7 protein-coding genes and 1 pseudogene are annotated in these 11,985 nt (G+C 71.4%); 3 read left to right on the top strand and 5 right to left on the bottom strand.

Going from position 1 to position 11,985, the window contains the following annotated elements:
• From GWI24_RS12150 to GWI24_RS12140, 3 genes and pseudogenes are all read right to left on the bottom strand, one after another.
• Window positions 1-272: pseudogene (locus GWI24_RS12150) on the bottom strand (extensin); the annotation flags it as partial.
• Window positions 273-454: 182 nt separating this feature from the next.
• A complete protein-coding gene (locus GWI24_RS12145; protein WP_210945962.1) occupies window positions 455-1,693 on the bottom strand; it encodes an acyltransferase in 1,239 nt (412 codons plus the stop codon).
• Window positions 1,690-3,963 carry a glycosyltransferase gene (locus tag GWI24_RS12140; protein WP_210945961.1) on the bottom strand — a complete coding sequence of 758 codons (2,274 nt, stop codon included), beginning with the start codon at window positions 3,961-3,963 and terminating at the stop codon, window positions 1,690-1,692. Before GWI24_RS12140 ends, GWI24_RS12145 begins: the two co-directional genes overlap by 4 nt.
• Window positions 3,964-4,695: 732 nt before the next feature.
• Between GWI24_RS12140 and GWI24_RS12135 the strand changes: the two genes are divergently transcribed.
• Complete coding sequence (locus GWI24_RS12135; RefSeq protein WP_210945956.1) at window positions 4,696-5,877, top strand: FAD-dependent monooxygenase; 1,182 nt, start codon at window positions 4,696-4,698, stop codon at window positions 5,875-5,877.
• A gap of 66 nt (window positions 5,878-5,943) precedes the next feature.
• Here the strand turns inward: GWI24_RS12135 and GWI24_RS12130 are convergent, their stop codons facing one another.
• Window positions 5,944-6,798, bottom strand: a complete 855-nt coding sequence (locus tag GWI24_RS12130; protein WP_247616248.1) for an ABC transporter permease subunit — start codon at window positions 6,796-6,798, stop codon at window positions 5,944-5,946.
• A gap of 5 nt (window positions 6,799-6,803) precedes the next feature.
• The gene (locus GWI24_RS12125; RefSeq protein WP_210945951.1) at window positions 6,804-9,608 is read right to left on the bottom strand and encodes an alpha/beta fold hydrolase; all 2,805 of its coding nucleotides are present in this window, start codon (window positions 9,606-9,608) and stop codon (window positions 6,804-6,806) included.
• 187 nt (window positions 9,609-9,795) lie between these two features.
• On the opposite strand from GWI24_RS12125, the gene GWI24_RS12120 reads away from it, so the two are divergent.
• Both GWI24_RS12120 and GWI24_RS12115 read left to right on the top strand, forming a co-directional pair.
• Window positions 9,796-11,064, top strand: a complete 1,269-nt coding sequence (locus GWI24_RS12120; protein ID WP_210945943.1) for a VWA domain-containing protein — start codon at window positions 9,796-9,798, stop codon at window positions 11,062-11,064.
• The gene (locus GWI24_RS12115; RefSeq protein ID WP_210945941.1) at window positions 11,064-11,939 is read left to right on the top strand and encodes a hypothetical protein; all 876 of its coding nucleotides are present in this window, start codon (window positions 11,064-11,066) and stop codon (window positions 11,937-11,939) included. Before GWI24_RS12120 ends, GWI24_RS12115 begins: the two co-directional genes overlap by 1 nt.
• The last annotated feature ends 46 nt before the right edge of the window (window positions 11,940-11,985 follow it).

Raw genomic sequence — 11,985 nt, 5'->3', positions numbered from 1 at the left:
GCGGCGTCGGTGTGGTCGGAGATCAGCTTCGGCTTCGAGGACTCGCTGGGCGCGACATGGCTCTGCGAGGGCGCGTCATCCGCGGTGGGCTCGATCTCCGGCGCCTGCGCCTGCGGTGCGTTCACATCGGAGCGGGCCTGCACGGACTTGTCACCGCCGACCGTCGAGTGGAGGCCGAAGGCTATGGTTCCGGCCACTCCGAGGGCGGTGGCCGCCTTGAGCGTCGTGGTACGCGCCTGCTGTGCGGCGGTCGGTCGGCTGTGTCGACCCATTTCGCTGGTCTCCCCGTTATGGCGTGGGTTGGGTGGGGTGCCCCGGAAGCCCGATTCCTAGTGGGCCGATGTCCGACGCACACGTGTTACACAGTAAAGAACGAGCCAGATGATAACCACCGTTCCCCGGTGTACGGCCATCCGTGCACCGGGGAACGGGTGTTTCTGGCTAGCGCGCGGCCTTAAGGATAGAAGTCGCGCGAACGGCCCTTGCCGTCCTTGAGCTTCCCGAGCAGGCTCGCCGGGTACTCGATGGCCCAGTAGCTCACCGCGGCGGCGGCCACGGCCACCACCAGCACGATGACCACGGCCAGCGGGAAGCCCTCCTGGCCGTCGGGAGGCAGCAGCCCCGCGTTGTACAGGCCCAGCATGATCGGCTCATGCCAGACGAAGAGGCTGTAGCTGGCGAGGCCGACACCGGTGAGCCAGCGGGCCGTGAGCCACGAGTGCCACCGCCCCTGCCGCCGCACATGGATGGTGCTGTACAGCAGCAGCGTCCACAGCAGGGCGGACAGCGGGTGGTAGAAGGTGGTGGGGAAGTCCTCCGCCTCCGTACCGGAGAAGGACAGCACATACAGCCCCACCAGGGCGGCCACCCGGAGCGGGATCGCCACCTTCGCGTCCAGCCGTCCGCGGTCGCCGAGGGCGACCATCAGCACGGCGAGACCCATGCCCGCGGCGAACCCGCCGAAGCGGGCCTGCGGTCCGAAGTACACCGGCCATTCGGTGTGCGGGATCTCCAGCCCGTAGCGGGCGACCGCGATCCAGATGAACGGCCCGATGTACAGCAGGGCACATCCCACGGCGCACACCGCCGCCCGGGAGGCCCTCCGGCGCAGCGGACGGCAGACGCGGACGGCCAGCGGGCCGAGCCCCACCAGCGCCACATAGAACATGATTTCCAGCGACAACGACCAGGTGGGGCCGATGGTGTAGAAGATCTGCTCCTGGTCGAAGACCTGGGTGAAGGTGAGATGGTGCAGCAGATCGGACCACTCGCCGGGCAGGGTGGGATTGCGGGTGGCCCAGATGAACGTCACCGCCAGGAAGTACAGCGGGACGATCCGGATGGCCCGCCGGAAGAGGAACACCCTGCCGGGGCGGGTCGAGCCCCCGTCGATCGCCGCCCGTGCGTAGGACAGCGTCAGCAGATACGCGGAGAGGACGAAGAAGAAGTCGATGACCTCAAGCGACACCAGCGCGTTCGCGTACCGGTTGGGCACCGGTGAATGGGCGCCGTCCCGGTCGTAGACGAAGTACTGCTGCCAGACGTGGAAGACGACCGTGAGGAGCGCCGCCATGCCACGGAAGCCCTGGATCTCCTGGTTCCTCCGGCTCCGCGAGGGCGCGCTCTTGGCGGGCGTGCCGTTGACCGCCCGGGGGGCGGTGGTGGACGCGATGGTCGTGGACACCGTGCTCATGTCCGCTTCACCGCCTTGTCACCGGGGCGCGGGGTGACCCGCCACTGGCGGTCCCGCAGCACCTCCTTGAGGAGCGACTGACGGGCCACGATGTTCTTGAAGTGGCTGTAGAAGACGGTGGACACCACCAGATACCGCCAGAACCACGCCCTGCGGCGGCGCAGTTCGGGCACCGCGAGCCGCCACGCGAACAGCGCCTGCACCAGCCCGGCGGACAGCGTGAACAGGGTGGCCAGCAGGCAGACCGGCACCGCCCAGTCGAGATGGTCCACTCCCCCGGCCCGCCACGCCGAGTACAGCAGCACGGGCAGGATCTGCAGGGTCAGCCACGGCTGGATCTCCCGCCACCCCAGCAGCACCAGCAGCCCCGCCTTCTGACGAATGGTGAAGGCCGGGGAACGCAAGCCGCGCCACAGGTACTTCAGCGACACCTGGAGCCAGCCCTGGGCCCAGCGCGACCGCTGGTTCCACAGCGCCTTGAGGGTGGTGGGAGCCAGTTCGCGCGAGATGAGCGTGCGGTCGGTGGCGATCCGGGCGCCCTCGTGGAGGGCGCGCATCGTGGAGTCGATGTCCTCGGTGAGCATCGTGCCGTGCATCCGGGTCCGGGCGAGCAGATCGGTGCGCCAGAAGCCGTTGGAGCCGCCGAAGACGCCGAAGGTGTAGAGCCGGGTCCGGCCGGGGTGGCTGACGGCGTAGATGGCCTCGAACTCCACGCCCACCAGCTTGGAGACCCAGGAGCTCTCGCCGTTGCGGATCACACAGTGGCCCTGGACCACGTCGTAGCCGTCCGACAGCCAGTGCCAGGCGTGCTGGAAGGCGTCGGGCACCGGGTGGTGGTCCGCGTCGAAGATGCCGACGAACTCACCGCGCACCCGGGTGACCGCTGCGTTGACGTTCTGCGCCTTGGAGGTGCTGCCCGCCACCGGCATCAGCACCAGCCGCGGGTCGCGGCGGGCCATCTCGCGCAGGGTCTCCTCTACGGGCATGGGGTGCGGCGTGTTGTACGCGAGCACGATCTCCAGCTCGTTGGGGTAGTCCAGGCGCAGGAAGGACTCGATGGTGTCGACGATGGTCGCGGCCTCATTGGGCAGATACGCGGCGATGACGGCGCTGGCCGGTGGATACGGCTGCGCCGGCCGTTCCGGCCGGGGTTTGGCGTCGAGCGAGAAGAGGCACTCCAGCACGATCAGCGCGGCCGAGAGCACAAGACCGGACACCACGACCCAGTACGCGGCCGAGCCCACGTCCCAGCCCAGCTTGTACATCTGCTGGTAGAAGACGAACGGGATGCCCACCCCGAAGACGAGCACCAGGACGGGCGAGAGCGCGGACAGCAGGGCGCGGAGCGCGGTGGCGAGGGTACGGCGGCCGCGCCGGTGGGTGCCGCGCATCCACGCCGCGTACTTGACCGGCCGCAGATCCCGGTGGCGGATCGACTCCTCGACCGCGTTCCGGGCGTTGGCGACGGCCTGGGCGCGGTCCGCGCAGTCGGCCAGCGGGGTCCAGCCGATCGCCGGGGTCAGCCGCACGTTCTCATCGGCCACCACGAAGCGGGTCCCGGCCACGGCGTTGGCGAAGTTCTGCAGTTCGCGGCGCGCGGTGTCCTCGTCCACACCGGGCATCAGCATCAGCAGATGGCCTTCGTCGTCCCAGCCGAGCCGGTCGCAGACGCCGCCCAGCTTCTCGGCCACTCCCGCGAGACGTTCGGCGACCTCACGGCGCACCCGCGGCCCCAGCCGGGCCTCGAGCGCGGCGATCTCGGCCACGCCCACCATGGCGACGACGCCACCGGTGCGGCTGTCGTCGACCCGCTTGAGCTCCCGGTCGAGCTCGCCCAGGAAGTGGGGCTGGGAGTACAGACCGGTGCGCGGGTCGAGCAGCAGATTCTCGACGGGGACCGGGACCCGGCGCAGCTTGGCCTCGATCCGGGCGGAGAGCTCGACGGGGTCGGAGGTCTCCGCCACGCAGTCGTCGGCACCGCCGCGCAGCATGTCGGCGACGCCGGTGGGGCCGGGGTCGGAGGTGACCATCAGCAGGGGGAGCGCCCGTCCCGCGGGGACGGCGCGGACCTCGCGTATCAGGTCCAGTCCGTCGTCGGCGTCGTCCAGGGCGACGATCGCGTCCGGCGGGGAGTGCCGCATCTGTCGGCTGACGTCGCCGGGCTCCGCATGGCTCACCTCATGCCCGGTGGAGACGAGTGTCCGTGTCAGCCGGTCGAGCCTGGGGCCCGGTGCGCCAACCGCCAGCACATGCCCGCTCTGTCCCGCCATGTCGCCGCGAGCGGCGGGCACGGGTTGCTGGGGTTCGCGTGATCGTGGGTGGTGCGAAGTAAGCACCTGAGGGGTTCCTTTCGTGGGGGGTGCGTCACCGAACGGGCCGTGGGCACGCGAACGTTCCGGCCGGGGTCATGGCAGACCACGTGGCCCGCAGGCATGTGCACAGGGGCAGGCGCCTACGGGCAGGCCGGAGGACGGCGTCGCCGGGAAGGCCGGGGCGATCCGCCGTTCGGTGAGTGGTGAGAGGCGGCTACGCCGCGACCGTGGCCGATCCGCGCGGGGAGAGGTGAGATCTCCGGCGGGGTCTCGGACAGACGGGCACGACGGCGGCGGGGATCACGCGGACGTGCTCCAGTGAATTGCGCATTAGGTCCCATCCTGTTCGGATCGTGGGGGGCGGACCGAACATCACCAGTGCGGGGCGACCGATCTTTTGGGCTGACCGGTCGGAATCCCCAGTCTCATCGATCACTACAGAACCACACAACACATCGAAGTAACACTCTCATTAACCGAAGAGAGAGTTCCGTTCGCCCACCGATCGACCCCGGCCATGCCCAACTCCCCTGCGATACCGGCGTGTCGGAGCCCTGTCGGTACCGCGTCGGCGACTCGTCGGCGCGTCATCGACCGGGCGTCGGTGCGGTGTCGGTGCGGTGTCGGTGGCGCCAGCCAGTCTTTTTCGAGGCACCACATTCGGTGGTTGAATTCGGAAGGGACAACACGATGCGGAATGCACGGGTTCTGATTTCCGGGGCCAGTATCGCCGGGCCCGCGCTCGCCTACTGGCTGGATCTTTATGGCTTCCAGGTCACCGTCGTAGAGCGCGCCGCGCGCCCGCGCCCGGGCGGACAGGCGATCGATGTACGGGGCCCGGCGCTCGAGGTGTGCGAGCGGATGGGCGTACTGGAGGAGATCCGGGCGCGCCACACCGGGCTGCGCGGTATGTCGATGGTCGACGACAATGGCAAGGAGCTGTTCAGCACCACCGAGCGGACCGCGAGTGGCGGAGATCTCAACGGCTCCGACATCGAGATCCTGCGGGACGATCTGTCCTCGGTGCTGATGGCCGCGGGCGGCGACGGGATCGAGTACCTCTTCAACGATTCGATCGCCTCGCTCGTCCAGGGGCCCGACGAGGTGGCGGTCACCTTCCACCGAGGTGGTGCGCGCGCCTTCGACATCGTGGTGGCGGCCGACGGGGTGCACTCCTCCACCCGGGCGCTGGTCTTCGGCCCGGAGGAGGACTTCCTCCGCCATCTGGGGGGCTATCTGGGCGTGTGGACGGTGCCGAACTATCTGGGCCTCGACCGCTGGGAGGTCATTTACCAGATGGTCGGGGACGTCTGGGGCGGCATGATGATGAGTGTCCGCGACAACACCGAGGCCCGGGTCTACATCGGCATCGACTCCGAAGAACCGCCCGCCACGTTCCTCGGCTCCCGGTCCGTCTCGGAGCAGAAGCGGCTGGTGGCCGAGCGGTACAAGGACGCGCGCTGGGAGATGCCTCGGCTGCTGGAGTACATGTGGGGAGCACCGGACTTCCACTTCGACGCGGCGGCCCAGATCCACATGGACTCCTGGTCCCGTGGCCGGGTGGCCCTGGTCGGCGACGCCGGATACTGCGGCTCGCCGGCGTCCGGGCAGAGCACCAGCGTGGCCGTGGTCGGCGCCTATGTCCTGGCGGGCGAGCTCAGGGCCGCGGACGGCGACCACGCCGCGGCCTTCGCCGCCTACGAGCGCGAGCTGCGGGGCTATGTGGCGGCCAATCAACAGCTCGCGCTCGACAACAAGGCCCGGAAGGAGGCGCGGAAGCCGTCGGCCGGGCAGGAGCCCGACACCAACCCGACCAATATCGACGACAGCTTCTACCAGGTGGTCAACTCCTACACCCTCAAGGACTACTGACCCGGCCCGGTGGCCGTGGCCGGGCCAGGAGCAGGAGCCGTGGCCGGGGCGGCAGCCGTGGCCGGGCTAGGACACCACGTCCTTGCGGCCGAAGCCGCGGAAGGCGAACGCGACGAGCACCAGGGCGTACGCGACGGACACCGAGACGCCCTTCACCATTCCGCCCCACTCCATGTGGGGCTGGAGTGCGTCCGCCCACGCGAACTGCCAGTGAGCGGGCAGGAAGTCGCGCCACGAGCCGAGCGCGGTGACCGCGTCCAGCACATTGCCCACGATGGTGAGCCCCACCGCGCCGCCCACCGCGCCCAGCGGCGCGTCGGTGACGGTCGAGAGCCAGAACGCCAGGGCGGCCGTGACCAGCTGGGACAGGAAGATGTACAGCACCACCAGGGCCAGCCGGACGAGGGCGTCACCGACCGGCAGCTCACCGCCCGTGGGCATCCGCAGCGGCCCCCAGCCGTACGCCACGGTGCCCACCGCGAGCGCGACCAGCGGCAGCAGCACCATGGCGGCCGCGCTGAACACCAGGGCCACCGCCAGCTTGCTCACCAGCAGCCGGGCCCGGGGCACGGGCGCGGCCAGCAGATAGCGCAGCGAGGACCAGCTGGCCTCGGAGGCCACGGTGTCGCCGCAGAACAGCGCGACCGGCACCACCAGCAGAAAGGCGGCCGAGACGAACAGCGCGGTGGCGGCGAGGTTGGCGCCGGAGGCGGTTGCCGTGGTCATCAGGGTGACCCGGTTCTCCCGCCCCTCAGGGGTGCCGCCGATGGCGAACGCGACCACGAGGACGAACGGCAGCAAGGCCAGCACCAGACCCATCACCAGGGTCCGGCGACGGCGCAGCTGCCGTACGGCCTCGACCCGCAGCGGCAGGGTGTGGCCGGCCCGGTAGCCGGGCGCGACCTCGGTGACCTGGGACAGGGAGCTCACGCGGATCCTCCTCCGATCAGCGTCAAGAAGGCGTCTTCCAGGCGCCGGTTGGGCCCGAAGCTGGTCACCGGGACCTCCAGCCGCACCAGCTCGGCGAGCAGCCGCGCCGGGGTGGTCCCGTCGAGCTGGACGAGCAGTCCGTCGGTAGTGCGGCGGGCGGAGAGGACCCCGGGCAGCGCGCCCACCTTGCCCATCAGGGCCTCGCTCAGCTCGCCGTCGTGGCCCACCAGCACACTGCCGCCGTTACCGGTGATCTCGCCGACCGCGCCCGCCTGGATGAGCCGGCCGCGGTCCATCACGACCAGATGGGTGCAGGACTGCTCGACCTCCGCCAGGAGATGGCTGGAAACGATCACCGTGCGCCCCGCGGCGGCGTACCGGATCATCACCTCGCGCATCTCGCGGATCTGCGGCGGGTCGAGGCCGTTGGTCGGTTCATCGAGGATCAGCAGATCGGGCAGGCCCAGCATGGCCTGGGCGATGGCCAGCCGCTGCCGCATGCCCTGGGAGTAGGTGCGTACGGCACGTTCCAGGGCGCTGCCCAGGCCCGCGATCTCCAGGGCCTCCTCGATATGGGCGTCGGCGGCGGGGCGGCCGGTGGCCCGCCAGTACAACTCGAGGTTGGCGCTGCCGGTCAGATGCGGCAGGAAGCCCGCCCCCTCGACGAAGGCGCCCACGCGGGAGAGCACGGGCGCGCCCGGCCTGATGGCCTGGCCGAAGACCCGGATCTCGCCGTCGTCGGGGGTGATGAGCCCCATCAGCATCCGCAGGGTGGTGGTCTTGCCCGCGCCGTTGGGCCCGAGGAGGCCGAGCACCTGCCCCTTCTCGACGCGGAAGGACAGATCGCGCACCGCGTAGCGGTCGGCGGACTTGGCGTAGCGCTTGCTCAGACCGGTGATCTGCAGGGGTACGTCGGCCAGTTCGGGGTCGGGCGGCGAAGTGGCCGTACGCCGCCTGCCGGTCAGCAGCAGCGCGAGCGCCACCACGGCCGCGCCGAGCGGCAGCCCCCACACCCATGCGGGCAGCGGGGCGGGCTGGGTGTGCACCCCGGGTGCGGTGGGCACCGTCAGACCGCCGTCCGCGAGCCCGACCGTATAGGTGGCGGGCTCGTCCGGGGAGGCGTAGCCGAGGTCGGTGGAGGCGAGCACGAGCCGCAGCCGGTGGCCCGCGATGAGCTCGTGGTCCACGGCCGGCAGCCGCACGGTGACGGTACGGCCCTGCTTCGCACCGTTGACGCGCAGCGGCGCGACCAGCTGCTCGGGCAGCACCTGCTGTCCGTCCGGCCCCACGTCGTAGACCTTGGCGAAGAGCACGGCGTCGTCCGTGTCGGCCTTGACCCGCACCTTCACCTCGGGCGATCCGGTGATCCGCAAGGGCCGGTCCAGCGGCGCCGAGTCGAACCGGGCGAACTGGCCGGGGATGTCGAGGGAGAGGCCGACGCCGAGCGAGGACGCCTGGGACAGTCCGGCGATGCCCGGCACGGTGGAGATGGAGGGCGGCCCCGCCCCGGGCGGGTTGGCGAACGACTGCTCGCGTCCGCGCAGCGCCACCATCCGGCCGCCGTCGCCGAGACCGGGGTAGCGGTCGCCGGTGGCGCCGCGCAGCTGGACCGCGCCGTTGGTGGTGTCGATGCCGCCGGTGCGGCTGATCCGGAAGGCGGGTCCGGTGTCGGTGCCCTTGTCGCCCTTGAGGTAGCGGTCGAACCAGGCGTCGGTGCGGGCCGCCACCCGCGAGGTCTCGCGGTCGCCGCCGTCATGTCCGCCGGCCGTCCAGTCGACGGCGACCGGTGCCCCGGTGGCCCGGATCGCCTTCGCCATGGCGTCGGCGTGGCCGAGCGGGAAGAGGGAGTCGGCCTGCCCCTGGAGGATCAGCGTGGGGACCTTGATCCGGTCGGCGACGGCGGACGGGCTGCGGGCCTCGAGCAGCCGACGGGCGGCGGCGTCGGGCTTTCCGGCGACCGCGACCCGCTCGTACATCTCGCACAGCTGCTTCTCGAAGCGACCGCAGCCCTGGCCCTGGTCCGTCCTTGCCTCTCCCCCGCCGTTCGTGTCTCCCGGGTCCGCCTGGACTCCTTGGCCCGTCCCGCCGCCTCCGCCGCCCTGGCCGCCCTGACCTCCGGGGCCCGTCCCCCCGTTGGCGCCACCCGCGCCGCCGGCGTCCTCCTGGCCGCCCTGGGCACCGGTGAGGTCGGCCGAGCCGGTGGTGAAGAACAGCCCGGCCCAGAGCTTCTTGTAGACGCCGTTCGGGAAGAGCGCGTCGGCGAGGTTCCAGTAGGTGATCTCGGGCGCGATGGCGTCCACCCGGCGGTCGTATCCGGCGGCGAGCAGGGAGATCGCCCCGCCGTAGGAGGCGCCCGCGACGCCCACCCGGGGGTCGCCCTGGCGGTCGAGCCGCACCTCGGGACGTTTCGCCAGCCAGTCGATCAGCCGCCGGACATCGGCCACCTCGTGGTCCGGGTCATTGAGCCCGATCTTCCCCGTGGATCTGCCGAAACCACGCGCCGACCAGGTCAGCACGGCGTATCCGTCACGGGCGAGTTCCTCGGCGTGGTCGCGTACGTCGTCCTTGCTGCCGCCGAAGCCGTGGCCGAGCAGGACCGCGGGCCTGCGGCCGGTGCCCGCGGTGAAGTACGAGGTGTCGATGCGCGCGCCCGGCATGTCCAGCACGCGGTCCTGGCGGTGCACGGCCGGCCGGTCGCCGGAGGCGGCCACCGCCCAGGTGCCCGCGCCCACGAGGAGGACCGCGGCGGCCACGGCGGCGACCAAGCGCCGGCCCCTCGGCCGGGTCTTTCGGAGATCCATGTCTGAAACCCTAAGAGGAGGAGGCAAACGCCGCGGCTGACACCAGAGGGATTCTCGTCCACTCCCCGGGGAGTACCCGGACACCGTCCGTACACCCGGCGCGGTATGCCCCGACCGTGGTAGCCGGGCTTTTGGATCAGTGGCCGGGCTTTTGGATCAGTCGGATGATGCTCCATAAGATGCGCCGGTGATCATAAAGAAACGTCTGGCGACAGGCGCGTTGGGGCTGCTCGCGGCCCTCGCCTGCGGCCTGATATCCCCTCCGGCCGCGATGGCCGGCGAACCGGCTCCCGATTCCCCCAAGGTCGAGCTGGTGCTCGACGTCAGCGGCTCCATGCGGGCCCGCGACGTCGACGGCGACACCCGGATGGCGGCAGCGAAGCAGGCGTTCAACGAGGTGCTGGACGCCACACCCGAAGAGGTGCGGCTGGGCATCCGCACCCTCGGTGCCAATTACCCCGGCAAGGACCGTAAGGCCGGCTGCCAGGACAGCGAGCGGCTCTACCCGGTGGGCCAGGTGGACCGCACCGAGGCCAAGGCGGCCGTCGCCACGCTGCGCCCCACCGGCTGGACGCCCATCGGGCTCGCGCTGCGCGGCGCGTCCAAGGACCTCTCCGGCGGCGAGGGGACCCGCCGGATCGTACTGATCACGGACGGCGAGGACTCCTGCGGTCTGCCGGACCCGTGTGATGTGGCCCGTGAACTGGCCGCCCAGGGAACCCACCTGGTCGTCGACACGCTCGGGCTGACGCTGGACCGCAAGGTGCGCGAGCAGCTCAGCTGTATCGCCGAGGCCACCGGTGGCACGTATACGGCGATCCAGCACCGGGACCAGCTCTCCAGCCGCATCAAGCAGCTGGTCCGGCGCTCCGCCGACACGCCCGTGGAGACGCCCACGCCGGTGCGGGGCGCCGCACAGTGCGCGAAGGCCCCGTACCTGGGCTCCGGCCTCTACAGCGACCGGGAGAGCTTCGGGGAACACCGCTGGTACCGGCTGCGGGTGGCGCCCGGTCAGGAGCTGCGGGCCTCGGCGAGCGTGGCCGTGGACCGCGCTGTCGACCCGGACTACGGCGTGCTGCTGCGGGCGGTGACCCCGGGCGGCCGGGAGCTGGTACGCGGCAGCGAGGCGGGCAGCGGCCGTACCGACGTCATCTCCAGCGGGCTGCGCTATCCGATCGCGGATGTGGACGACGACGAGGACGAGACGGCGCGGACGGTGTGCGTGGAGCTGAGCCAGTCGTTCTCCGCGCCCGCCTCCGTCAAGCGCGCTCCGGGCCTTCCGGTGGAGCTCGCCGTCGATGTGGTGGACAACGACGATCCGCCCGCCGATGTGGCCGCCTTCGGTCTGGGCCGCGGCTGGGTGCTGCTGGGCGTGCTCACCGTGGGCGGGCTGCTCGTGGGGTTGCTGTGGGGCTGGCTGGCCCGCTGGCGTGTCACCGTCTGGAGGTCCAACTGATGCGAGCCCTGCGTACTCTGGGCGCCGCGCTCACCCTGTGCGCCGCCGCCTGGCTGACCGCCGCCGCACCGGCCGCCGCGGACGGTAAGGACGGCACGGACGGCAAGAGCGGCACGGAGGCGCCCACCGAGGCGGGGACGGGCTTCCGTACCGCCACCGAGATCAAGCCCGGTGAGCAGGCCACCGCGGCGGCCTCCACCGGCGACTATCTGTACTGGGTGTTCCCGGCCGCCGCCGGGCAGGTCCCCGAGGTCGAGGCGGAGCTGAAGCTGCCCGACACCTCGAGCCGCCATGGCAGCGCCACCTGGCAGCTGGATGTCTACGACGGTCTGCGCCGCCACCAGCCGTGCGCCTCGGGCACCCCGGCGCGCCGGGCGGCCCAGCAGGACCAGACGGTCACCGTGAGCTGCACCCTGCGCCAGGTGCGGTCCTGGTCCGAGCGCTGGGCCAACGACCCTCTGCAGGGCGCCTATTACGTGCGGCTCACCGTCGTCGATCTGCCCGCCCAGGACCTCGGGCTGCCGATCGACGCCGAGGTCGAGGCGTCCGTACGGGACGCGGGCGGGGCGCACGCCGACGGCGGGGACATGGCCCCGCTCAATCCGGTACTGCGGGCCGGAACGGCCCCCGGGACGGATTCCGAGCCGCCGGACGACGACACGGCCTCGAATTCCGCGGACGACAAGGGCGAGGAGGTCCCGCACGCGGTCGCCGAGCCGGAGGACGGCTGGGGCTCCGGCTGGTGGTCGGACCGCTGGGTGTGGACCGTGATCGGCGCGGCGCTGGCGGCGCTCGCCGGGGTGGGCGGCTACACCCTCACCCGGGGGCCGCGCTCTCCGGGCCGCCCGCCGGTCGGACCCGGATCCGACATCTGACCTGATGTCCGGAATCGGCGCGGGGCTCACACGGCGATCGTGCGGG

It is taken from the genome of Streptomyces sp. MK37H (assembly GCF_018035285.1).
Classification (GTDB): Bacteria; Actinomycetota; Actinomycetes; order Streptomycetales; family Streptomycetaceae; genus Streptomyces; species Streptomyces endocoffeicus.
The sequence above is the reverse complement of the archived record's forward strand: the minus strand, read 5'-3'. Positions and strand labels throughout refer to the sequence as shown.